Annotated in this window: 21 protein-coding genes; 5 read left to right on the top strand and 16 right to left on the bottom strand. The window is 63.7% G+C overall.

Annotation, left to right across the window (positions count from 1 at the left end):
* Positions 1-23: 23 nt before the first annotated feature.
* The 12 genes from ABH924_RS12835 to ABH924_RS12780 all read right to left on the bottom strand — a co-directional run bounded on the left by ABH924_RS12835 (position 24) and on the right by ABH924_RS12780 (position 13,255).
* On the bottom strand, positions 24-1,091 hold the full coding sequence (locus ABH924_RS12835; protein ID WP_404499312.1) for a DUF917 domain-containing protein: 1,068 nt from the start codon (positions 1,089-1,091) through the stop codon (positions 24-26).
* Complete coding sequence (locus ABH924_RS12830) at positions 1,084-2,643, bottom strand: hydantoinase/oxoprolinase N-terminal domain-containing protein (RefSeq protein ID WP_404499335.1); 1,560 nt, start codon at positions 2,641-2,643, stop codon at positions 1,084-1,086. The genes ABH924_RS12835 and ABH924_RS12830 overlap by 8 nt, the downstream gene beginning before the upstream one ends.
* Positions 2,644-2,713: 70 nt before the next feature.
* On the bottom strand, positions 2,714-4,057 hold the full coding sequence (locus tag ABH924_RS12825; RefSeq protein ID WP_404499310.1) for a purine-cytosine permease family protein: 1,344 nt from the start codon (positions 4,055-4,057) through the stop codon (positions 2,714-2,716).
* A 260-nt stretch (positions 4,058-4,317) separates the two neighbouring features.
* Positions 4,318-5,247, bottom strand: coding sequence for a carbohydrate ABC transporter permease (locus tag ABH924_RS12820; protein ID WP_404499308.1), 930 nt, complete (start codon positions 5,245-5,247; stop codon positions 4,318-4,320).
* An 11-nt stretch (positions 5,248-5,258) separates the two neighbouring features.
* On the bottom strand, positions 5,259-6,215 hold the full coding sequence (locus ABH924_RS12815) for a carbohydrate ABC transporter permease (RefSeq protein WP_404499306.1): 957 nt from the start codon (positions 6,213-6,215) through the stop codon (positions 5,259-5,261).
* Positions 6,216-6,246: 31 nt separating this feature from the next.
* Positions 6,247-7,209 carry a phosphodiesterase gene (locus ABH924_RS12810; protein ID WP_404499304.1) on the bottom strand — a complete coding sequence of 321 codons (963 nt, stop codon included), beginning with the start codon at positions 7,207-7,209 and terminating at the stop codon, positions 6,247-6,249.
* A gap of 44 nt (positions 7,210-7,253) precedes the next feature.
* Positions 7,254-8,033 carry a tyrosine-protein phosphatase gene (locus tag ABH924_RS12805; protein WP_404499302.1) on the bottom strand — a complete coding sequence of 260 codons (780 nt, stop codon included), beginning with the start codon at positions 8,031-8,033 and terminating at the stop codon, positions 7,254-7,256.
* Positions 8,034-8,078: 45 nt separating this feature from the next.
* A complete protein-coding gene (locus ABH924_RS12800; RefSeq protein ID WP_404499300.1) occupies positions 8,079-9,434 on the bottom strand; it encodes an ABC transporter substrate-binding protein in 1,356 nt (451 codons plus the stop codon).
* Between the two features lie 67 nt (positions 9,435-9,501).
* Positions 9,502-10,653 (bottom strand): ABC transporter ATP-binding protein, encoded by a 1,152-nt coding sequence (locus ABH924_RS12795; RefSeq protein ID WP_234753302.1) that lies wholly within the window; start codon positions 10,651-10,653, stop codon positions 9,502-9,504.
* A 160-nt stretch (positions 10,654-10,813) separates the two neighbouring features.
* Positions 10,814-11,704, bottom strand: a complete 891-nt coding sequence (locus tag ABH924_RS12790) for a MurR/RpiR family transcriptional regulator (RefSeq protein ID WP_404499298.1) — start codon at positions 11,702-11,704, stop codon at positions 10,814-10,816.
* 92 nt (positions 11,705-11,796) lie between these two features.
* Positions 11,797-12,270 carry a sensor histidine kinase gene (locus tag ABH924_RS12785; RefSeq protein WP_234753304.1) on the bottom strand — a complete coding sequence of 158 codons (474 nt, stop codon included), beginning with the start codon at positions 12,268-12,270 and terminating at the stop codon, positions 11,797-11,799.
* A 148-nt stretch (positions 12,271-12,418) separates the two neighbouring features.
* Positions 12,419-13,255: an alpha/beta fold hydrolase gene (locus ABH924_RS12780; RefSeq protein ID WP_234753305.1), complete on the bottom strand. Its 837-nt coding sequence runs from the start codon at positions 13,253-13,255 to the stop codon at positions 12,419-12,421.
* 164 nt (positions 13,256-13,419) lie between these two features.
* Here ABH924_RS12780 and ABH924_RS12775 point away from each other — a divergent pair, with 164 nt between their 5' ends.
* The 5 genes from ABH924_RS12775 to ABH924_RS12755 all read left to right on the top strand — a co-directional run bounded on the left by ABH924_RS12775 (position 13,420) and on the right by ABH924_RS12755 (position 19,195).
* On the top strand, positions 13,420-15,153 hold the full coding sequence (locus ABH924_RS12775; protein ID WP_404499296.1) for an ABC transporter ATP-binding protein: 1,734 nt from the start codon (positions 13,420-13,422) through the stop codon (positions 15,151-15,153).
* Positions 15,150-17,120, top strand: a complete 1,971-nt coding sequence (locus tag ABH924_RS12770) for an ABC transporter ATP-binding protein (protein ID WP_308193879.1) — start codon at positions 15,150-15,152, stop codon at positions 17,118-17,120. Before ABH924_RS12775 ends, ABH924_RS12770 begins: the two co-directional genes overlap by 4 nt.
* Positions 17,121-17,291: 171 nt before the next feature.
* Positions 17,292-18,125 carry a DUF559 domain-containing protein gene (locus tag ABH924_RS12765; protein WP_404499294.1) on the top strand — a complete coding sequence of 278 codons (834 nt, stop codon included), beginning with the start codon at positions 17,292-17,294 and terminating at the stop codon, positions 18,123-18,125.
* Positions 18,126-18,351: 226 nt separating this feature from the next.
* Positions 18,352-18,684: an ArsR/SmtB family transcription factor gene (locus ABH924_RS12760; protein ID WP_404499292.1), complete on the top strand. Its 333-nt coding sequence runs from the start codon at positions 18,352-18,354 to the stop codon at positions 18,682-18,684.
* Positions 18,685-18,697: 13 nt separating this feature from the next.
* Entirely contained in the window at positions 18,698-19,195 is a 498-nt protein-coding gene (locus ABH924_RS12755; RefSeq protein ID WP_234753309.1) for an SRPBCC domain-containing protein, read from the top strand.
* Between the two features lie 95 nt (positions 19,196-19,290).
* Here the strand turns inward: ABH924_RS12755 and ABH924_RS12750 are convergent, their stop codons facing one another.
* From ABH924_RS12750 to ABH924_RS12735, 4 genes are all read right to left on the bottom strand, one after another.
* A complete protein-coding gene (locus ABH924_RS12750; protein WP_404499290.1) occupies positions 19,291-19,503 on the bottom strand; it encodes a hypothetical protein in 213 nt (70 codons plus the stop codon).
* A gap of 151 nt (positions 19,504-19,654) precedes the next feature.
* Positions 19,655-20,539: a BadF/BadG/BcrA/BcrD ATPase family protein gene (locus ABH924_RS12745; RefSeq protein ID WP_234753311.1), complete on the bottom strand. Its 885-nt coding sequence runs from the start codon at positions 20,537-20,539 to the stop codon at positions 19,655-19,657.
* The gene (locus ABH924_RS12740; RefSeq protein ID WP_404499288.1) at positions 20,539-21,618 is read right to left on the bottom strand and encodes a hypothetical protein; all 1,080 of its coding nucleotides are present in this window, start codon (positions 21,616-21,618) and stop codon (positions 20,539-20,541) included. The genes ABH924_RS12745 and ABH924_RS12740 overlap by 1 nt, the downstream gene beginning before the upstream one ends.
* Positions 21,619-21,718: 100 nt before the next feature.
* The gene (locus ABH924_RS12735; protein ID WP_404499286.1) at positions 21,719-23,824 is read right to left on the bottom strand and encodes a hypothetical protein; all 2,106 of its coding nucleotides are present in this window, start codon (positions 23,822-23,824) and stop codon (positions 21,719-21,721) included.
* Positions 23,825-23,837 lie beyond the last annotated feature (13 nt).

Below are 23,837 nucleotides of genomic sequence, written 5' to 3'. Positions count from 1 at the left end.
GGTGATCATTGTGGCACGCTGATTCAGCCGATTGCCACGTACTCGTGGTCGTAACCGAAGTAGCCCGGTCCCACCAGATCGAGCGCAGCATCGGTGCGCCAGCGGGGGTCGCACGGGGCAGCGAGGACCGTGACCCGGACACCGTAGCGGAGCATCTCCGTGGTGACTGGTTCGCCGGAATCCGTGTCCAGGACACAGATGAGATCCGGGACGCTGGCTACCATTTCGCCGTCGCGCCGCGCCACGAGGTGTTCGTTTTGGAAGGCGAGTTCGAAGCGCGAGCCTAGGTCCTCGCCAACGCCATCCAAGTGTGCCTCGCCTCGTGCGAAACCGGCCTCCGTCTTGCGCTGGATGTTCACGATCTTGCCGGTGAACAGCTTCTTGCCGCGCAGCAGCTCCGTGGCCACCGCGACGGGATCCCGGTGCTGCTCGCGGGCTTCTCGGATGCCGGTTCCCAGCCGTTCGCACAAAGTGATGGTTCCGGGAACCATGAGCTCCTTGATTTGCCTACCGGTCAAAACATAAAGGCTGACGGCGGCCGTGCAGCCCATCTCCACTGTGATTGCGCGGGCCAAGCGCTCGGCCCAGGCATTGTCAACGGTCTGCAAGGTAATCGCGTTGCCGCGTTCGTCCGCCATGGTCATGGGGCTGGCATGAACGCCGCTCAGCGTGGGCAGGACCATCTGGAGCTCGGGGAAGGCTCGGCCCATGGCATCGGCGTCAACCAAGGGCAAACCCAGTTCTGCCGCGGCAATAAAGGGAGTCACGGAGTTCAGGCCGCCAGCCTCGATGGACACGGTGTGCGTGACGCGCTTGCCGATCAACTGCTCGACGGCGCGGAGGGCGTTGGTTGCTTCGTCGCCTGCTGGCATTTTCTCCAGCATCACGGTGGGAGCGCCCATGAGGGCAACAGGGACGACGACGGCGTCGTCCGGCAACTCGTCGACGTCGAGCAGGGTCACCGGACCGTGCTGGCGCAGTGCCTGTTCGGCCAGGAGACGGCCCACATAGGGATCGCCGCCCCCTCCCGTGCCCAGCACCGCGGCACCGCGGGCGATATCCGACATTTGGGTTTCATCAATTTCACGCATTGTTGCCTCCAAGAGCCAGGTTGCCGACTGCCTTGACCCGGATACGCGTGGCGTTGCCGGGCAAGTACGCCAGGGGAACTTCTTCGATGTCCACGATCGAGACCGAATCGGGGCGCGCACCGGCGGCGATGGCACGGTCGGTGGCTTCCTGCCGCGCGGCGTCGAGCACTGAATCGCGGCTGCCGGGATCCACGGAGAAGACCCGGTCCACTTCGCCGCCAACCTGCGCAATAGCCGCACCAATCGCATTGGCAACGGAACCATGCTCGGGCCGCAGGACTGCCGAGGCACCGGCCAGGTTGTCCGGAACCAGGAAACCACCGCCGCCGACGACCACCACGGGCACAGGTTCGGCCGAGGTCCGCATGCGGTCAACGGTTTCAGCAGTCCGCGTAGCGATGCTTTCCAAGGCGGCCCGCACCATTGCGGGGTCAAGCCCTGCCACGCGGTCCTGGTCGCCGAGCCGGATCAGGCCAGCGGCCGCGGCAACGTCGGTGGCCGTCAGGGTGTCTCCGCCGAACAGCAGGGCCCGTTCGGTCAGCGCGTAGCCGACGCTGCCCGGACCCACTTCGACCTTTCCGTCGAACGAACGGACCAGGCTGCCGCCGCCGATCCCAATGGACAGCACGTCAGGCATGCGGAAGTTCGTCTGGACCCCCGCGACTGCGACGTCGGTGGATGCCTCGCGGGGGAAGCCCGACTGGAGGATGCCGACGTCGGTCGTGGTGCCGCCGACGTCGACTACCGCGCAGTCCTGCTCTCCGGAGAGGAACGCGGCCCCGCGCATGGAGTTGGTGGGACCGGACGCGAACGTGGCCACCGGGTACCTGCGGGCGTAGTCGATGTCCATCAGGGTGCCATCGTTCTGGCTGAGGTATACCGGAGCGCTGATGCCGGCTTCGGCAACGGTGCGGCTCAGGCCCGACGTGACGTGATCCGCAAGGTCGCGGAGTGCCGCGTTGATGATGGTGGCATTCTCGCGGCCGAGCAGGCCCATCCGTCCGATCTCGTGGGAGAGGCTGACGGACAGTTCCGGGTATTCGCTGTCCACGATCTGTGCTGCCCGCAGCTCGAACTCGGCATTGATGGGGGAAAACACCGAGGACAGGGCGATGGAGCGGGCCCCCGCATCCGCGACCTTGTCCAGGACTTCCCGGAACTCGCGCTCGTCGAAGGGGCTGATCTGGCGGCCGTCGTACTCGTGGCCGCCGTGACAGAGGTAGCTGTGTCCGCCGAGGACATCCACCAAGCGGCGCGGCCAGTCCACCAGGGGCGGCAGAGCCCGGGTAGCCGGAAGTCCGAAGCGGATGGCCGCCGTCGGAGTCAGGTTCTTGCCCTCCACGAGTGCGTTGATGAAGTGCGTCGTGCCGATCATGACGGCAACTACGTCGGCGGGATCGAAGCTGGCCGCTTCTCGGAGTTGCCGCAGGGCGCTGACGATTCCGCTGGTGACGTCTTCGGTGGTGTGGGTCTTGGTGGCAGCCAGGACGCTGCTGCCATTCATGAGGACGGCGTCGGTATTAGTGCCGCCGACGTCTATGCCGATGCGCATCATGGTTGATTCTCCTTTGATTTCAGGTTCAGGTTCAGGGGCAGCCGGGTCCGACGTCGGGGGGGCGGCCCTAGGAGGCGGCAGGTTCCGGGACCGAAGCGGGTTCGTGGTCCGGGTAGGTCTTGGTGCTGCCGATGCCCCGGATCAGGCCAAGTCGCCCTGCGACGGCGTAGAGGATGAAGGCTATGAAGAGGGAGTTGATGGACGGCAGTCCCCAAGCCGCGAAGTATCCGATGACGGAGGCGAGTACCCAGATCACGATCGTGGCGGGTACCCAGGCGGGGGCATGCTCAGGCAAACGGCCGATCTTGTGGCTGGATTCTAGTTCAGGGCGCCATTTTCGGACCACGAAATACTCGGCCACCATGATGCCCGCGATGGGCGGGAAGACTACGCCGAGCAGGATAAGGAAGTCCGTGAAGTGTCCCAGGATTCCGGCTGCGCCCAAGACCGTGCCGATGAGGCCGACCGTGAGGGTGACGGCACCGCGATGCAGTTTGCGTTTCATGGTGCGGTCGGCAAAGTTGACGATGCCCAAGGACGCTGCGTAGAGGTTCCAGTCGTTGATCTTGAGCGTCGCGGTGATGACGATCAGCGTGCCGATGAAGCCCGATGTCGATGTCACGATCGCTACGACGTCGTTGGTCTTGAGTGCCAATGCCAGGAGCACGCCGATGAGGCCGATGACGTACTCGCCCAGGGTGATGCCGAGGACGGTCTGTTTGACGACGTCCTTGGCGGAGCGGTTGAAGCGGGACATGTCCGGCGTAATGACCGCGCCAACGATGAAGCCGCCTGCTACGATCGTCGTCCCCTGGATGAGTGTGAGTGTGGGTCCCCCGGGTGGTGCTGTGAGGAGATCGCCCAGGCTGTGCTTAGACAATTCGGCAATGATGGACCAGCCTGCGAGCAGGAGGAACGCCGGTACTGCGACGTACGCGGTCCAGGCCATTGAAGCCATTCCGAACATGACGATCAGGGTGACCAGCACGCCGAATACCAGGGCCCATGCCCACGCGGGCAGGACTCCGACGAGGTTGGCCAACCCCTGCGCGGAGACGGCGTTCTGGATGCCGAACCAGCCGATGGCGCTCAGGCTGATGGCGATGCCGATCAGCGATGAACCGGCTCCGCCGAAGCCTGTCCAGCGGGCAAGCACCGACGTCGACAGGCCTTCGCGCTGTCCGGCGATACCCGTGAAGATGGTGACGATTTCAAGGATGACCGAGCCAAGCGTGATAGCGAGGACCGCGCTCCAGAAGTCCATGCCGAAGCCGAGGGTGGCGCCCAGCAAGAAGCTCGCCAGGGAACTGAGCTGGCCGAAGCGTTGGGTCGCTACGGAGAACCAGTGAAAGCGTGCGGATGCGGGAACCCGTTCAAGTGCATAGTCATCGTGGCCGACTGCTGTTGCCATCGGGACCTCCAAGGATTGTGGTTGGGGAGGTCTTCAAGATATGCCTGAATGTGGGACGCATCACTGGGCGTGATGCCCTGTTTACGAATGGTAACAGGGCATCGCGCATCTGCCGCCACCAAGACGCCCGCTCACTTTTGTGGCCGTTTGTCGAATCCCCCGCTCACTTCTAGTGAGCGAGGGATTCCGAAATTGGCCTTATTTGTGAGCGAGCGTCGGCCGAAACGGCGGCATATGTGAGCGAGCGTTCCGGGGGCGCGCTACTTCAACCCCGAACGGACGAAGGCATCCACCACGTATCGCTGCAGGAAGACGTAGATCAGGAAGATCGGCAGGCACGCTAGCGAGGACGCTGCCATGATGGCGCCCCAGTTGTTGCCTTCGGCGCCAAGGAACCCGCGGATGCCTACCTGGATGAGGGCATCGGACTTCTGCATGATCAGTGAGGGCCACAAGTATTCGTTCCAGGCGCTGATGAACAGCATGATCCCAAGGGCCGCCAGCGCTGGACGGAGGTTCGGAACCACCACTTCCCACAGCGTCCTCCATGACGACCGCCCATCCATCTGGCTCGCGTCCAGGAGGTCCTTCGGGAAGGCCTCGAGGTGCTGGCGCAGCATCATCACCGCGAAGGCCGAACACAACTGCGGGATGACGACGCCGGTGATGGTGTTCAGAAGGCCCATCTGGGACACCAACAAGTAGTTGGGAATCATCGTGACCTGGAAAGGCACCAGCCAGGACCCCACAAACAACAGGTACAAGGCCTTCTTTCCGACAAAGTCCCAACGCGCGAAGCCGTATGAAGCCAGGATGGCCACGAGCAATTGGGACACCGCCAACGTCAGTGCCATGCCGAACGTATTCGCCAGCATGCCCGCGATGGGGATGGTCTTCAGGACGTACTGGAAGTTCTCAAGACTCAGCGGTCCCGGCAACGGGTTGGTGGACAGGGCGTCCGACGACGGCCGGAATGCCGTGACGAACATCCAGTAGATGGGGAAGATCGAGACGATCGCCAAGGCGATCAGGAGAACGTGGCTGGGTACTAACCGCAAAAACCCAAGCCGCATGCGTCCGCGCCCGGCGGCGGGGGCCGTCGTCGTCGGCCCTGAAACTTTCCTCGGCCCTGAAAGCGGAGCATCAGCGGAACCAGGCTGGGCCGGCGGGGCGATGGTAATGAAGGCCATGGTAGTTCTTTCTAGTTGTCGTAGAAGCTGAGTCGCTCCGAGAGTTCCACGAAGACCAGGGCAATCAGCCCGAATCCGAGGAAGAAGAGCGTGCCGGCCGCGGAGGACAGGCCGGCGTCGAAGTTCCTGAAGCCGAACTGGTACAGCAGGTAATAGATGTTGGTGGACGAATTGCCCGGACCGCCCTGCGTCACGAGGTCGATGATGGGATATGTCCACTGCGCGGACAGCAGGATGGTCATGAGCGAGAGGAACACCAGGCTCGGCGAAAGCAGCGGGATGATGATCCGCCACGTGATCTGCCTGCCGCTGGCGCCGTCGATCGATGCGGCGGCGGCATAGTCAGGACTGATGCCAGCCAGTCCGGCAGAAACCACCAGCACGCCGAAGCCGAGCATCTGCCAGCCGACAATCACGATCACCGCGATCATCGAACTGTCGGGATCGCGGAACACGTTGCCCATCGGTGCGCCCAGGGCGGCGGCGATCGCGGGAATAGTTCCGCCTTCAGGAGCGAACAGCCAACGCCAAATGGCGCTGCTGGCCACAGGCGTGATGAGGAAGGGAACGAAGATCAGTGCCTGGTAGGCAGTGCGGGCCTTGCCTTGGACCTTGCGCGACAGCAGCGCGAATACGAGCGGCAAGGCAACGGAAATTCCCAGGAACGCCAGGATGTACAAGCCGGTGTTCATCAGCGCCTGGTGCAGTTCGGGCAGGCTCAGGACCTTCGCGTACTTCTGCACGTCAACATATTGTTTGGGCTTGGTGGGGATCAGGTTCCAGTCGTTGAAGGACAGGTTGACGGTCTGTCCCAGCGGCCAGTACGTCCACACGAGAAGCAGAACCACGGCGGGCAGGATGTAGAGGTAGGGGCTCAGGGCGCGGCGCTTGGGGCGCCGATTAGCCGGGAGCCCTGCCGGGCCGGCAGGGGCTATGCCCGTTGCCGGCCCGGCGGTCTCGATGAACATTCTTTCGGCTTCCTTCCGGTGCTGTGGCTGGTTAGCGAACGCTGCCGGCGAGCTCGCCGTCGGCCGTTTCGGCAACGGTGGAGGGCTCGACGTCGGACTCCTCGCCTGGGGCGGTCATCGCGGCTGTGGCCTCTTCAAGGGTCATCTTCTCGAAGGCGGCCATCTGCTCAGCCGTGACGGAGTACACGGTGGAGAATTCGCCGATCGGCACAACGGTACTGAGCATCTTGTCCTGGTAAAGGTGGATCAGGTTGAACGCCTGCGCGCCGTTCTGGCCGCGCATCGACTTCGGGGCGACGTTGAGGTCCTGCGTGTAGCACGTGGCCGAAGCAACCGTCACGGGAGCGCCGCCGAAGGTGCTGAACGTGGAGTAGTGCAGGTGGCCGGCCAGGATGCCACGGACGTCGGTGCCTTCGATGACCTTCTCGAAGCGGCTCTGCTCACGGAGTTCGAACATGGCCATCATCTCCAGCGGGCTGGGAACCGGCGGGTGGTGCAGGGCGATGAGGGTGCCGTGCGGGGCCGGGGTGGCGAGGACATCGGACAGCCAAGCGAGCTGCTCGTCGGAGATTTCGCCGTGGTGCTTGCCCGGAACCGTGGAGTCCAGGGCGATGATTCGCAGGCCGTTGACGTCGTGGACCATGTCCACGGATTCCTCGCCGGCGTCGGAGTCGAGGAGGCCCGAACGGAAGGCGGTGCGGGCGTCGTGGTTCCCCATGACCCAGATGATCTTGGCGCCGAGTTCCTCGGCCACGGGCTCCACGATGTTGCGGAGGCGGACGTAGGCGTCCGGGCGGCCGGTGTCGGCGAGGTCGCCGGTGAACACCAGTGCTTCGGGCTTGACCTGGGCCTTGACCAAGTCGCGGAACAGCTGGCGCAGGTTCTCGTCGCTGTCCACGCTGCCGTGCAGAAGGTCGTTGTCGGCCACGAAATGGGTGTCGCTGATGTGCAGGATGAAGTGCTCGGGGGCGGGGTGCTGGAGTTCGGTGTTCACGGTCTTGTCTCCTTGTAATTGTCTGCAGTGGGTAGCGGTGGTTCTTAGCGGGTGGAGCTGATGGTCAGGACGTCCCTGAGCCGTTCGAGGTCGGCGTCGCTGAAACCGTGTGCCTGGAGCAGGCCGGTGGCGCTGCCGTACATTTCGTCTACGAGGTCCAACGTGGTTTCCAGGACGGTGGCGGGGCTCGCGGAGATGATTTCCCGGAGTTCCTCGCCGATGCCCGCAAGGCCCGGGTGGCTGGAGGCGGCGGCCATCATGGCCTCGCTCCATTCGCCGCGCAGGTTTTCCTCGCTGGCTGTGTAGTCGAGGATCACCTGCTCGCGGTCCACGCCCGCCGCCAGGAGGGCCAGGGCGATCACGACGCCGGTGCGGTCCTTGCCCGCGGTGCAGTGCACCAGTACGGGGTCCGTTCCGGAGTCGGCAATGAGGCGGACGGCGTCGGCAAGGCGCTGGGCGTGGCTCTGGATCATGAGCCGGTAGATGTGCGCAAGCGTGGTGATCTCCGCGGTACCGGGGACGTTGCCCTCTTCGAAAATCGGGTTGTGCCTCATGTCGACGACGAGTCCGTCAAGGTTGCTGGGCGACTTCGCCAGCTCGGTGCGGTCACGCAGGTCGATGACCAGACGGATGCCGAGCTCGGAGAATTGGCGGCGTCCGGCGTCGGTCAGTCCGTGCAGCGCGTCCGAGCGGTACAGCTTTCCCTCGCGGATGGTCCGTGCGGCGGCGGCATAGCCCGCCGTGCTCCGGAAGTTGTAGGTGCCCTCCACGGGGTAGGGGCGGTTGCGGGTTCCGAAGACTGCGTCCTCGGTAGTGGTTGTCACAGCTGATGTCCTTCCGGATGGGCAGGAGAAAATGGGGCAGAGAAGTTAGGGAATCAGGTCCTGGGCGCGCTTCTGGGCGTCGGCCATGGTGGTTTTTGCGTCCTTGCCGTAGTAGACGACGTTCTCGATCGCCTTGCCGAGGATGTCGTCGATCTGCACGTAGCTGTTTCCCGGGTAGGAAACCCAGGGCTGGAGGCGGTCAAGCTGGGCGAGGTTCGGGGCCAGGAGCGGATTCTTCTGGGCCCAGTCGTAGAGGGAACCACCCGGAGCGGTCAGCGAGGTGCGCAGCGGCAGGTAGCCGATCTTGGTGGAGATCTGCTCGTAGGCGTGGTCGCTGGTCATGAACTTGATCAACTCCCAGCCGGCGCGCTGCTTCGCTGGATCCTGTGAGAGGACGAACAGGGCCGAGCCGGAGTTGGTGGGCACGGCAGGCTTGCTGCCGAAGGAGGGCATCCCCGCTGCCTTGAGTTCCCAGCCGCCCTTCGTGGCTGCCGACATGAATGAGCCTTGGAGCGCTGAGGTAGTAAGGATGAAGGCGGTATCGCCCTTCGGGAGGCCTTCGTATTGTGCGTTGCTGTCTGCGTTGCGCAGCACGCCGTCCTTCGTCAGCTGTGCGAGCTTCGTAACGGTGTCAACGGCCGCGTCCGAGCCGAATCCGATGGTCTTGCGGTCATCGGAGAGAACCTGGGCCCCGTTCGACTTGAAGACGCCCTGCATGCACCAGTTGCCCCCGATGCTTGCGCACGAAATGTCCAGGGACGGCTTTCCGGTCTTGGCGGAAACGGCCTTTGCGGCCGCCTCCACCTTGTCCCAGGTGGAGAGGTCCGGGTTGGTGATTCCGACGTCGGCGAGCTTGGTGGCGTTGTAGAAGAGGACGGGGGTGGAGAAGACGTAAGGAATGCCATAGGTCTTGCCGTTCCAGTCGGCCAGGTGCTTCGCGTTGGGGTGGAACGGGTGGGCGCCGCCGAGGGCGTCGTCGACGGCTTTCTGGCCGACGAGATCGCTGATCGGCTGGGCGCCAAGCTGGGTGGCGGCGAAGTCGAGGGAATCGAACGTCAACTGCGCGACGTCGGGTGCGTGTCCGGCGAGGAGCTGCGTCTGGACGCTGCTGACCGTGTTGGATCCGACGGCGCCCCCGCCCTGCGGTGCCTGCGCGGTGACGTGGATGTTCGGGTGGGCCTTTTCGAAGTCGGCTACCAGGCCTTTGACGGTATCGGTCCAGACGCCGGCTTGGGCCAGGTTGTAGCTTTCGAAGGTGATGTTGACTTGCTGGTCTGCCGTGAGTTCCGGGATGACCTGGTTGCTCACGGTGCTGGCCTGCGAGGTGCCGGAACAGCCTGCGAGGGCCAATGCGGCGGTGCCAGCGGCGATGGTTAGTGCAATTGAACGGAGAGGGCGCACAATATTTCCTTGATTGCTGGGTTGGGTGGGTACTGCAGGTTCCGGTTTGGGGCCGGAGTGTGGGGTGCTAGAGCGAGGCGGCGGGCTGAGCTGAGCTCGCAGTGGAAGGGTGCTTCGCGTCTGCGTGCCATTCGAGGCGCCTGCCGCTTTCGCGGTCAAAGAGGTGGAGGTTTTTGGCGTCGGCACTGAGTACGACGGCGTTACCCGGCCCCCAGTATTGGCCCCGCGGGGCACGGACGGCCACGCGGTTCTCGCCGACCCGGCAGTAGATGACCTGTTCGCTGCCGAGGTTTTCGCTCAGGTCAACGATGCCCCGAAGGGCTGCCCCGGAGTTCGGCGCGGCTGCTGAAGAGCCGGGTGCGTGGATACTCAGGTGCTCGGGGCGGATGCCCAGCACGACGTCCCGCTGGGGTGTTTCCCCGTCCCATAGCACCGCTTCCAGGGAGGGTGCCATGACGGTGATGGAGCCGTTGCTGGTGGAAAGTTCGGCGTCGATCAGGTTGGTGGCCGGGGATCCCAGGAAGCCTGCCGCGAACACGGATGCCGGCTTGTCGTAGAGCTCTTCCGGCGTGCCGAGTTGCTCGAGCTGGCCTCCGTTGAGCAGCGCGATCTTGGTTGCCATGGTCATGGCTTCCACTTGGTCATGCGTGACGTAGATGAAGGTGGCACCGAGGCGCTTGTGTAGTCCGGCCAGCTCTTGCCGGGTCGCGGTGCGGAGCTTGGCATCCAGGTTGGACAGGGGTTCGTCCATGAGGAAGGCCTTGGGCTCGCGCACCAAGGCCCGTGCCACGGCGACTCGTTGGCGCTGGCCGCCGGACAGTTCCTTCGGCTTGCGGTCCAGGAGGTGGCCGATCTCCACCATTTCGGCCACGGCCTCCACGCGCTTCTTGACTTCCTGCTTGTCGGTGCGCCGCACGTGGAGCGGGAAGGCCAGGTTTTTCGCCACGCTGAGGTGCGGGTACAGGGCGTAGCTCTGGAACACCATGGCCAAGTCGCGCTTCTTGGACGGGGCGGTGGTGATGTCCGTTCCGTCCAGTTCGAGTGAGCCCGACGTCGGTTCCAGCAGGCCCGCGATCATGCGGAGCAGGGTGGTCTTGCCGCAGCCGCTGGGGCCGAGCAGGACCAGGAAATCACCGTCTTCGACGGTGAGCGATACGTTCTTTACCGCCGACACGTTCTTGAATGAACGCGACAATTGGTTGAGCACTAGTCGGCCCACGAGCACCTCCGGGGAAACGATGTTTCCTAAATCGAATTATTTAGGAAACGTCTTACCCTTGAAGGGTGGGGCTCGATTATTAACGGTCGGTGCGGAGTTGATGAACTCCCCGTGCGCGGACAGGAAACAATTGAAACCGCCCGCGTTTCATGCCAAAAAGCTATTCGGGGTTTTCCACCATGTGGAGGACTTCTTCGAAGACGGCGGAGCGGGCGCGCTCAACGTCGGGAGAATCTGCCGTCACCGCGGCGTGCAGGGCGGACAGCACCAGCATCTGGACGATATTCCCGATGGGCAGCTGGTCGTTCCACGAATGGAATTCAGCCCCGGCCACGAGCGTGTGGGTCGAGAAGTCGGCGAGTTCGGATTTCGCATAGCTGGTCACCCCGATCACGGTTGCCTTGCGTTCAGCCGCGATCCGCGCAGAACCAATCGTGAAGGAGTTCATTCCGCTGTCACTCACGGCGATGCAGACATCCCCCGCTGAGAGGAGCTTGGCGGAGATGTGCTGCGAGACAATGTCGGATGGCGCCTCGCATTGCACTCCGGCCGACAGGAACCGCAGGGCGAGGGATTGGGCGGGAGCGAGTGATGCTCCGTTGGCCACCACCAGCAGGCGTCCGCCCTGGCGAATCGCTTTCACAGCGGCGTCGAAGGCCTCGAAGTCCAAAGACCCCAATGCTCCGCGGATGTCCTGGGAGGCCCGGGAAAAGATCCCTGAAACCAGGTGTTCGGAGGATCCGGGTTCGCCGGTTGCCCCGGACTCTTCCTGTTGGATGCTGTCCCGTGCCGCGGCGCCCAGATCGCGCAGCAGGACCTGGCGCAGGTGCTGGAATCCGTCAAAGCCCATGCTCTTGCACGCGCGAACGATCGTCGCGGGCGACGTCCCCGTCTGGGTGACCAGATCCGCTACCGACATCCTGGCCACGGTCTCCGGGGAATCAAGGCACAACTGCGCCACCCGCTGTTCGCTGGGAGCCAGCGAGGGGAAAATTGACTTGATATGCGCGCGGGAACCGCCCAGGGGCGGTTCGGATTTGTACGGGGTCATTCGCCTTTCATACCAGATTCACTTGAATAGCGAACCAGCAGCGCCGAAACCGACGACGGCGGGTGCCTGCCGCCGTCGGGCACCGACACGTATCAGTCGAGCGGCAAAGTGACGGTTACGCAGGTTCCGTTGCCTGGACTGGAGACGACGGAGACCTCGCCGCCCACTTCGCTGACGGCGATGGACATGAGGCGGAGCCCGAACCCGTGGTGTGCGCCCGCAGGCGTTGCCTGGCTGTCGAAGCCGCCGCCGTTGTCCGTGACTGTCAGCCGGATCCCGTGGTAGACGGCGGCGAGCCGGACGGTGATGTCGTGGGCATGAGCGTACTTGAACGCGTTGCTGAGTACCTCCTTGGCGGCGTGGTAGAGCAACGAAGCGGAGCCGGACGAGATTTCGACGCCATGGTGCGGCGTCTCCCAGTGGATTTCGGTCCCCTGGCGGCGGAGCGGTGCGGCCAATCGGTCGATGCAGCCAGCGAGCCCCAAAGTGTGGAAGTCCACGGGTTGCTGATCGGTGATCACGCCATTGATGGCGGTAACCTCGTCCAGGGCTGTTGTTGTCTTCATGGCCGGTCCTGCTCCCCTTGCAGCTTTGGTGCTTTCGCCGGCGGATGGGTTCCGCCTGTGCTTGCATTAAGACTGGACCCGAGGAGTTAAGGTTCCCGCGATATTTAGTTAGTTTCGTCCTAATTTTTTGTCAGGAATCTGGATCGCGCTACTTCGCGAGGAAACCGAGCAAGGCCTGGTTGACCTCGGCGCCATGCGTCCACAGCAAGCCGTGCGGGGCGCCGTCGATCTCCACGTACTCGGCGCCGGGGAGCGCTTCGGCGAACCTCCGGCCGGTGACGTCGATGGGGAGGATGTTGTCCGCGGTGCCATGCACAATCAAGGCAGGCACATCGATCTTGGGGATGTCGGCCCTGAAATCGGTGAGCCACGTGGGCTGCGCGGCCACCGAGGCATAGGCGCCTGAATGCGCTGCCAGGTTCCAACTGGCGGTGACTGCTTCGTGGCTCAGGCGATGCGTTCCGAGGAAAGTGGGAGCGTTGAAGAAGTTATTGAAGAATTCGGTGAAGAAGGCGTAGCGATCGGCTGTGACTGCCTCGGTGAGTCCGTCGAACACGGACTGCGGGACGCCTCCGGGGTTGTCCGCGGTCTGCAGGAGGAACGGTTCTAAGGATGCGAGGAACACGGCTTTCGCGACCCGGGCCGAGCCGTAAGTGCCAAGGTAGCGGGCCACTTCGCCGGTACCCATCGAGAAGCCCACCAGTACGGCGTCGTTGAGATTCAGTGCTTCCAGCAGGGTGTTCAGGTCCGCGGCGAAGGTGTCGTAGTCGTAGCCGGCGGTCGGCTTGCTGGACTTGCCGAAGCCGCGGCGGTCGTAGGTGATGACGCGGTAGCCTGCGGCGAGCAGTGCGGCGGTCTGCTTCTCCCAGGACGAACCATCCAGGGGATAGCCGTGGATAAGGACCACTGCCTGGCCGGTCCCGTGGTCTTCGTAGTAGATTTCGATCTCGGTGCTGTTTTCATTTCCGACGGTGATGTAAGCCATGACTACGGTCCTTTCGTAGCGGATCTTGCCGAGCGTTTCCAGCCTACTGTCCGGGCACGACGGCGGCACTACCCCCGCCACGCTTCGCCCTGAGGGGAAGCCCTAGTTGCCCCCAGCAACCAGTCGTAGACTGGCCTTCGAATCACTACGCGCGTTGGAGAACGATGCTCTGGAAACTTCTCGTTCAGTACCTGCGGCCACATCGGCGGCTGCTGATCGCCGTCGTCATTTTCCAGTTGGCGCAGTCCATCGCGTCGCTGTACTTGCCCACACTGAATGCCGACATCATTGACGAAGGCGTGGCCAAGGGGGATACCGGGTACATCCTGGGCACCGGCAGCCTCATGTTGCTCATCACCCTCCTGCAGATCGCGTGTTCGATCACGGCCGTGTACTTCGGCGCGAAAGCCGCCATGGGCTTGGGGCGGGACCTGCGCGGCGCTATTTTCACCAGGGTGGGGGAGTTCTCCGAGCAGGAGGTCACCCGCTTCGGTGCGCCCTCGCTGATCACGCGTTCAACCAACGACGTCCAGCAAGTCCAGCAGCTCGTCCTGATGTCCTGCACGCTCATGGTTGCGGCGCCCATGCTCAGCATCGGCGGGGTCATCATGGCCGTCCGGCAAGATGCCCAGTTGTCCTGGCTGATTGCCGTGAGCGTCCCCGTGTTGCTCGTTGCGGTGGGCCTCATTGTTAGCCGGATGGTCCCGCTGTTCCGCAAGATGCAGGTCCGGATCGACACCGTGAACCGCGTGCTCCGCGAACAACTGGCCGGCATCCGCGTGGTGCGCGCGTTCGTGCGCGAGGACATGGAGACGGAACGCTTCGCCTCGGCCAACCAGGACGTCACGGAGATGGCGCTGCGCGCCGGGCGGCTCATGGCTCTGATGTTCCCCGTGGTGATGCTGGTGCTCAACGTCTCCAGCGTCGCCGTGATCTGGTTCGGGTCGTTCCGGATCGACGACGGATCCATGCAGGTAGGCACGCTAATCGCTTTCCTGAGCTACCTCATGCAGATCCTCATGTCCGTCATGATGGCTACGTTCATGGCCGTCATGATCCCGCGTGCGGCTGTTTCGGCGGACCGCATCGGACAGGTGCTGGAGACCCAATCGAGCGTGCGGCCGCCTGAGAACCCAGTGACGGAGACCGCCGGACGCGGCGAGCTGGAATTGCTCGACGTCGGATTCGCCTACCCGGGTGCCGAGCAGCCCGTCCTGAGCGGCATCAGCTTCCGGGCACGCGCAGGGCAGACGACGGCCATCATTGGCAGCACGGGCGCGGGCAAGACTACCTTGGTGAACTTGCTGCCACGGCTCTTCGACGCGAGCAGCGGCTCGGTGCGGATCGACGACGTCGACGTCCGCGAACTGCACCCTGACCTCTTGTGGGGGCACATCGGACTGGTGCCGCAGAAGCCCTACCTCTTCTCCGGCACGGTTCGCAGCAACCTTCTTTACGGCAAGCCCGACGCCACCGAGGAAGAACTCTGGAGGGCGCTCGCCATTGCACAGGCCCAGGACTTCGTCGAGGAGATGGAGGGCGGGCTTGACGCTCCGATCTCCCAGGGTGGCACCAACGTTTCCGGCGGTCAGCGCCAGCGTCTCGCCATCGCCCGGGCACTCGTGAAGCAGCCCGAGCTCTACATCTTCGACGACTCCTTCTCATCGTTGGACACCGCCACGGACGCCAGGCTCCGCCAGGCGCTCAAGCGCCACACTTCCGGCGCCACCATGGTCATCATTGCGCAGCGGGTATCCAGCATCGCGGATGCTGAGCAGATTCTAGTGCTCGACGACGGGCGGCTGGTGGGGCGCGGAACCCACGAGGAGTTGTTGGAGACTTCAGAAACGTACCGGGAGATAGTTTCCTCGCAATTGGCAGCGGAGGAGGCAGCATGAGCAGCGCACCCAGCACCGCCAACCGCCCGCAGCGTCCCCCGATGGGGCCAGGCCGCGGCGGACCCTTCGCGGGAATGAGCATCCCTGCCGAAAAGGCCATGAACTTCCTGCCCTCCGCCAAGCGGCTCCTGGGCACGCTGCGGCCCGAGCGCTTGTGGCTCACCCTGGTTCTCTTCCTCGCCGTCGCGAGCGTGACCCTGTCCGTGATCGGCCCCCGGCTTCTGGGCCAAGGCACCAACCTGATCTTCTCCGGCGTCGTATCCAAGCAACTTCCCGCCGGGGTGAGCAAAGAACAGGTCATCGACGGACTGCGTGCTTCCGGCCAGGGCTCCAAAGCCGACATGTTGAAGGGCATGGACCTGACTCCCGGCGTCGGAATCGATTTCGGGGCGTTGTCCTCGATCCTGCTGTGGGTGCTGGTCTTGTATATCCTGGCCTCAGCGTTCGGCTGGATTCAGGCCTACGTGCTCAACGGCGTCGTGCAGCGGACGGTGTACCGGCTCCGTGAGCAGATCGAAGCGAAAATCAACCGGCTTCCGCTGCGCTATTTCGATTCGGTGCAGCGCGGCGAGCTGCTCAGCCGCGTGACCAACGACGTCGACAACATTTCGCAAAGCCTCCAACAGTCCATCAGCCAGGCGGTCACGTCCCTGCTCACGGTGGCCGGCGTCATCTTCATGATGTTCCTGCTCTCGCCGATTCTGGCGTTTATCACCCTGGTCACGGTGCCGTTGACGCTGGTGACCACCGTGCTGATTGCCAAGCGGTCGCAGAAGCTGTTCGTGGCGCAGTGGAAGAACACTGGCGAGCTGAACGGCCAGATCGAAGAAACCTACACCGGCCACGCGCTCGTGAAGGTGTTCGGCCGCCAGCGCGAAGTGGAGGAGCGGTTCCGCGAGAAGAACGCAGAGCTGTTCTCAGCCAGCTTCGGCGCCCAGTTCATCAGCGGCTTGATCATGCCGGCACTAACATTCATCGGCAATCTGGTCTATGTCGGGATCGCCGTGGTGGGTGGCCTGCAGGTAGCCTCTGGCGCCATGCAGTTGGGCGATGTCCAAGCCTTCATCCAGTACTCGCGGCAGTTCACCCAGCCGCTCGCGCAGCTTGGTTCAATGGCCAATCTGCTCCAGTCCGGGGTGGCGTCCGCGGAACGCGTCTTCTCGCTGCTCGATACCGAAGAGCAGAGCGCTGATCCTGAGCCCTCGGCTGTTCCCGAAGTGACACGCGGGCGCTTGGTGTTCGAGAACATTTCCTTCTCCTACTCGGCAGACAAGCCGTTGATCCAGAATCTGAGCCTGGTGGCCGAGCCCGGACAGTCTGTGGCGATCGTCGGGCCCACAGGAGCAGGCAAGACCACCCTTGTGAACCTCATGATGCGCTTCTACGAGCTCGACGCGGGGCGGATAACGCTCGACGGCGTCGACGTCGCCTCGATGTCCCGCTACGAGCTGCGCTCCCGGATGGGCATGGTGCTGCAGGATACGTGGCTGTTCGGCGGCACCATCCGGGACAACATCGCCTACGGACGGCCCGACGCTACCGAAGCCGAGATTCTGGAGGCCGCACAAGCAACGTACGTGGACCGCTTCGTGCACTCGCTCCCGGAAGGGTACGACACAGTGCTCGACGACGAGGGCAGCAACGTTTCCGCGGGTGAGATGCAGCTACTCACCATCGCCCGGGCGTTCCTGGCCCGTCCGTCAGTCTTGATTCTTGACGAGGCCACGAGCTCCGTGGACACCCGGACCGAGGTTCTGGTTCAGAAGGCCATGAATGCCCTGCGTTCTGACCGGACGAGCTTTGTGATCGCGCACCGCCTGTCCACGATCCGCGACGCCAACCTCATCCTGGTGATGGAAGCCGGCCAGATCGTGGAGCAAGGGACGCATGCGGAGCTGCTGGCCGCTGGAGGCGCGTACTCGCGGCTGTACGAAGCGCAGTTCGCGGCGCCGGTGGCGGAGGTCTAGGGGTCTGTCACGCCGGGCAACTTTTTGGCGCCTTGGGTCAGGGAGAAGCCCGGAAATCCGGGGTCTTGGTGCTAGCCGGCTGCTAAAAATGTGCCAGGCGTGACGTTTGTTTCTCCACATAGGGCGTGCCGGGGGTGACGCAGACGCGCCGCGGCCCGGCACGATGGCTACATGGATGTCGAAAAGGCGCTTAATCTCTGTGGGGGTGTGGCGCGAAGGCCTGTGCTGGCCCGTCTTGGCATCAACGACGGCCAGCTGAGGAAGGCGGTCCGCCGCGGTGTGGAACAACCCGCGCGCGGCGTTTACGCGCTGGCTTCGGCATTCGTCGATGATGTGGCCCTGGTCCGGAACCGCCAAATACGGACCTGCGTCAGTGCCGCCTCATTCTACGGGTTGTGGGTCATTAACCAGTCCGGCCCGCTGCACGTGCACCACAGGCGCAACCAAGGCGCCTGCGATGTCCTACATCACGGCGGTTTGCTGCTTCCCGCGCATCCGCACAGACCAGTGGCCGCCTTGGCAGATGTCCTGATCCACGCATTGCGCTGCCTGCCCTGGCAGGATTCCTTGGTGATGGTGGAGTGTGCTGTGGCCCGGGGTGACATGACGGTGGGATTCCTGCGGGAGCGGCTGCCGGGAAAGCGAAACGGCAAGGCACGCGAGGTTCTACGCTGGGTGGATCGCGGGGCTGAATCGATGTTGGAGACGCTGGCCCGGACCTACTTCCGGAGGGCCGGAATCCATGTCCAGCCGCAGTTCTATCTCGACGGCGTGGGCTACATGGACCTGTTGCTGGACGATTGGCTGTTGGTGGAACTCGACGGCCGCAGCCATGCGGATTGGCGGCAGGTAAAGAAAGACCATCGCCGTAACAACTCGTCCGTGGTTCAGGGCTATACGGTGCTCCGCTACTACTACTCCGACGTGGTTCATGAAGCAGAAACCATGGTTGCGGAGGTTCTTGCGGTGCTTGGGCGCGGGAACATTGCCCGTCCCGCAGCGTAACTGTGTCACGCCGGGCAACTTTTTGGGTTCCTGGGTCAGGGAGGAGCCCGGAAATCCAGGAGCTCGGATGTCATCCGCGGCCAAAAACCTGCCTCGCGTGACACTCGCTGAGCGGGCACGAGTACGCGGCCCGGTTCCGTTCGGTTGGACTCCGCTGAAGTTCGACTGAGTGCGAAGTATCCATACCCGTTGACTCCGCTCCGCCATCGGCATATCCTACAACCAAATGGTTGTAGATCAGCTCAGTGAAACCGAACTTGACCGCCTCTTCCAGGCGTTTTCCGATGCCACGCGCCGGGACATCGTCCGTCGGGTGACGGTCGGGGAGTATTCGGTGTCCGGTTTGGCAGCCCTCTACGCCATGAGTTTTGCCGCCGTTCAGAAGCACGTGGCGGTGTTGGAGCGCGCCTCCCTTGTAACAAAGGAGAAGCGTGGAAGGGAGCAGATCGTGCGGGGCAACCGTGATGGCTTGCAGAAAGCCCGTCAGCTGCTCGATGAGTACGAGGCGATCTGGCGGCAGCGCGTCGAGCGGATCGCAGACATCCTCGCCAAAAAATAGGAAGGGTTCCGCAATGTCGGTTATCAGTTCCACCAAGAATCCCGAAGCGTTGAGCTTAACCCTCGTCGCCGAATTCGATGCCAGCCCTGAAGAGGTCTGGCAGATCTGGGAAGACCCACGCCAGCTCGAGCGCTGGTGGGGTCCACCCACCTGGCCAGCTACTTTTGAGCAGTTCGAGTTCGAACCGGGCGGGAAGGCCAGCTATTACATGACCGGTCCCGACGGCGAGAAAGCTGGCGGTTGGTGGCGCATCACGGCCATCCAAGCCCCGAACCGCTTGGAGTTCGACGACGGCTTTGCCGACGAAAACGGAGCTCCCGTCGCGGAGATAGGGGCCGGCCATGCGACGGTGACCCTCGAAGAGATCGGCGACCGCACCCGCATGACCATCCTGTCCACCTTCGAATCAGAAGAGCAGATGAAGAAGATGATCGACATGGGTATGGAAGAGGGAATGCAGGAGGCAGCCGGCCAGATCGACGCGCTCCTTTCCGAGCACTCCCGAGCCTGACATGCCCGGCGCGCAGTGACCGCACCCTGGATACGCGAACGACGGCGGGAGGTGACTCCCGCCGTCGTCGTCGCGTGGCGTCCGAAACGGCGCTGTTACAGGGACTGCGCGTCGAAGGAGGTGGCCTTGGCCGCGCTGCTGTTGAGGCTGACAGTGAAGGTGTTGGGCCCGCTGCAGGTGACCGCGATGCTGGCCTTGGAGGTGTTGTGGCGCACCGAGAAGTCGTGCACCAGCGCGTCCAGCGTGTGGTGGGTGGTTGAGCGGTCCCAAATCTTGAGGGTTACGGAGTCGGCAGTTTCAAACATCATTGTTCAGTGCTTCCATTCATGAATCCGGATATCCGGCCATCGCGCCAAAGCGAAAGCCGCCGTACGACCTTTCCATAGTGCACAGTGAGGCACGGATGGCTCAAGCCAAGACGCCGTTTGTTGCTAGTGAGTCTCATCACAGCCGGTGGCGCTAGTGGGATGCAAGTTGCAGTGCGCCGAAGACCGGATCCTGGGTGAGGACCTGCAAAGTGTCGAGGCCTCGGCTGGCAAGGGCTATCCGCATGGCCGTCTGCAAGGTGGGCTGGTTCATCCCGAGGCCACCGCCGAGGACAATGGGCCCCTCGATGTTCAGTTGCCCGGCGCATCTTGCCGCCAACGAGGCAAGATCTGCACCCGCTTGGAGAATCATGTCCAAAGCACCTGTGTGCCCCGCTGCCGCGCACTCAAAGACAATCGGTGATTTGGAAGCCCAAAACTCGCGTCCCGCGTCGCCATGGAAAAGGGCAATCAAACCCTCCGGGCCGAGGAGTCCACAAGATTTCAAGAGCGCTTTCGTCAGTTCGTCGGCGCGCAGCCCATCGTTCATGCGCTCGAGGCTGTACCTCACCGCTTCACGAGCAAACCAGTAACCACTGCCTTCGTCGCCAAGCAAGTAACCCCAGCCGCCCGCACGTGCTTGGTCCTCACCGTTGGTGCCCCAGGCCGCCGATCCAGTGCCGGCGATCACGGCGATTCCAGTGCTGCATCCTGCCGCAGCCAGGAGAAGGCGCGTGTCATGGACAACGGAGACGACGGCGTCGGGAGCCAATGGTTGGATCAGTTCCCTCAGTGCGTTCGCGTCTTCGGCCGTGTCGATCCCGCCGGAACCAACCACCACCCGCGCAACGGACCCGCCCTGGAGGGTAGCGAAGACACCCTCCAGGTTGCTGCGGGCTTGGGCGCGGCTCACGTTCTGGACATTGGCGCTGCCGCCGGAAGTATCGGCAACGGCGGTGCCATCCAGCCATTTGATGCCGCGTGTCTTTGAACCTCCGATGTCCAAACCTACGACTGTGCCGATGCCGCCTGGTGCCACTAGCTCGGGTCCGCGCGGTAGAAGTACATCTCCCGAGATCCCGAAGGGGCATCCCAGCCTTGGGCGAACATCCAGGTTCCGCCGAATTTGAGCAGGCCGCCCCAGGCCAGTGAGCCTCCTCTGTGCATCGCTTTCTGGGTGAACGGTTGGTTCACGTTATAGAGCGCCTGTGCGGCAGAGAATTGGCCGTCTGCGTCGCCGTAGAAGAAGTCGAGCACGAGCTTGCCGCCGTCGCTCCCGTCGCGGTCGCCGTCGTCGACAATGGCGCAGGCCACTTCGTGCAAAGAGCCGCCCAGCGGCCCAAGGTCCAGGTACTCCTGCGGTTCAAACGTCCAGTTCACCATGTCGGTGGACCGTCCCACATGGGTGGTTCCGCCGCAGCCCTCGGACAGATACATCAGGTAGTGACCACCGATCTTGACGGCGTCGCCCTGGGCGTTCCGGGGGATGACGGCCCCCTTGGCCCAGAACCGCGAAACCTCGTAAGGGACAGCGAGGCCGAGCTTTTCCCAATGGATCAAGTCGTCGGACACCGCAACATTGATGTCGCAGCCGACATCGCCAAGGGGATAGACATCCGGGTCCTGGCCAGCCTGCTCCTCGCTGCGGTCGATCGTCCAGATCCCGTTGTAGAACATGTAGTAACGGCCATTGGCCTGGTACACCTTGGGATCTTCGCAGCCAAGGATCTCATTGTCCTGGGTGGGGTAGATCACGGGATTGGACGGGCTGTCCTGCCACCCCGTTTCGGGATCGTAGATTGCGACGCCGATCCGGCTGGAAACTGATTCCTTGCGCGGGGATGCGCGGTAGAAGAGGTAGAGCTTGCCGTCGCGCTCCATGACGGAGGGATTGAAGATTGAATCCGCGGTCCAGCCGATGCCGGTTGGATCGGCCCAGTCCTGCACTTGCCGGAACGTCAGGGAATCGTCCTTGCGGAACGGACCCACAGCCCATTCCGGGTGCTCGGGATACTCGGCGGAAAACTGGTCGGTGGAAATGGTGTCGGTCAGCGGATTGCTGAACGTGAGTGCTCCCTCGTAGCTGTGGAACAGGGCTTCTTTGGTGATTTTCTGCATGGGTTCTTCCTGTGGGGACTTGCGAAGGCTGGGAGCCGGTGGCGTGGGCCCACACCGGCGAGGGCCCCGGCCTGTGGCGGTGGCTGGGAGCCGGTGGGGACTAGTAGCGGACCAGGGTCACCCAGGTGAACCCACCAGGGTATACAGTGACGCGGCCGGAGTGGTCTGCGCCGTTCTGGTCTGGACCTGGTGTGACGGGCTGGCCGGAAGCGTCAAAGGCCTGCTGGCTCAAATGGAACCCTTGGGGCATGTCCACTTTTCGATCGGTGATTCCCGACGCGGCGCTGATGTACAGGGTTGATTGGCCTCCGGGGCCGGAGACGGAAACCGAGGAGATCTGCGGCTGTAGCAGCACGCCGTCGATCGACACGTCGCTTGCGGTCTTGGCGGTCAGGCTATCTTGGCCCGCGGGTATTGCATGGTGGAGGGAGAAGGGGAAGAGCTTGCCCGGAGCTGCCGTGATGCCTTGCTCGCCGGCGCCACCGTTGGGCGTGGTGCCGAGGAAAGTGCTCCCGGATGTCCACGACGTCGTTCCGGCGGCTTCCGGGCGCTGGTTCACGATCGGGTAGGCATTCCGTGCCTGGTCCGAGACCGGGACTGGTATCTTCAGGGTGCCGCCCGCGTTGAGGGCGACGTATGCGCCGCCGGACCAGTTCGCCTCACCGGTCCATGCGGAGGCAGGCTTGACTACTGCGCCGCCGGTGATGGTTCCGGATTCGGCTTCGGCCACCTTGAGCCCGTCTGTCCCCACGGTGCTGCTGATCCCCAGGGCCTTTGCCTTGAGCTCCGGATTGGCGTCCAAAGCGAGCATGGACAACAACGTGTGGATGGTGGATTCCGCCCCGGAGTTGGGGTTGACGCGGCCGTCCGTTTCGATGCCGTCGATCGCCGTGCCGCTTGCCGGGTTGTAGGCGGGCTTTCCACTGCGGTTGGCACCGAAGTACCAGCCGGCAGCAACTGCTGCGACGTCCAGCAGGCCGGGAGCATTCGCGGCCTTGGCGGTCGCCACAAGTCCTTCAACCCGCGAGTCCACGCCGTAGGCTATCTGCGCCTCACCCGGGGTCGGGCTCCAGGCATTGTCCGGTCCGCCCGCGGCGAGGAGCTGCGGAGTGAATTGGGCGGAGTCCTTCACGGCGGCGGTCAGCAGGTCAGGCCGATGCAGTACCGGGGACGCATTCGCTACGGCGGCCGCGGCCATTCCGCCCCAAGCGTGCCACAGGGTTCGGGACTGGCTCCACGGAAGAATCGCGCCGAAGGGCCACTGCTGAACCGATCCCGAGGACATCGCGGCGATACCCTCGGTGAGCTGGCTCAGGGCGGTAGCGGCAGCGCCGTCGTCGGGCGCGGCCTTTGAATAGGCGGAGAGTCCGAGCACGGCTTCGGCGGAGGCGTCCGCCCCTCCGATGATCAGCCAGGCAGGGACCTTGGCGCCGTCGGCAATGTCGTACTTTCCGTACTTGGCGAGGGACTGCTTGTTCAGGGACGCGACGGCGAGGTCCATCCTGGACTGCAGGAACGCGGCAAACTGGGGATCGGCGGACTTGAACGCCGCATACCCTTCGCCCAGCGCCCACACGGTCCGGGCCAGCCAGTACGACTCGGCTGAATCGCTGGGGTCGGGAAGTTCCACCGGCTTGGCACTCGGGGTGAGTGTGCCGTCGGCCTGCTGCCACAAGACCACGTTTCCGGCGTTGGGGCCGGAAGCCGTCTGCAAATATGTCAGCTCTCGCAGCACGTCGAAGGCACGGGTGCGGCTCGAGGCGTCGCCGGTCTGCTGCCAATGGCGCAAGTAGACGACGGCGGTGCGCGCAACGTCGTCCGCGTTGAAGGCCCCCTGGCTCCAGTAGCCTGTGGCCGGGTCCTTGGAACCTCCTCCTACCCGCGTGTAGCTGCCGTCGGCATTCTTGTTGGCGTAGGTCCACGGTGCTTGAGCTGCGGGATGGTCACCGATCTGGTACGTCGTGTGGCCATCCACAGCGTGAAGGGGAACCGTATCCAGCAGGAAATTCAGGTGGGACAGATTGGTCAGCGGTGCCTGCGATACCGACGCCGGTGCCAGCGGCACAGCGGGCTGCGTCACCGGAGCTTGGGCCGGCTGCGTCGCTGACGCCACTCCCGCCCCGGCCCCGGCCAGGAGCATCGACAACGTTGCAATAACTGCGACCGGGGCGGATTTCAGCCGTGCATTAACAAGGGGAGGTGTCATGTCTAACTCCTAT

Origin of the sequence: Arthrobacter sp. GAS37 (genome assembly GCF_044908325.1) — a bacterium.
In the GTDB taxonomy this organism is placed as follows: Bacteria; Actinomycetota; Actinomycetes; order Actinomycetales; family Micrococcaceae; genus Arthrobacter; species Arthrobacter ramosus.
The sequence above is the reverse complement of the archived record's forward strand: the minus strand, read 5'-3'. Positions and strand labels throughout refer to the sequence as shown.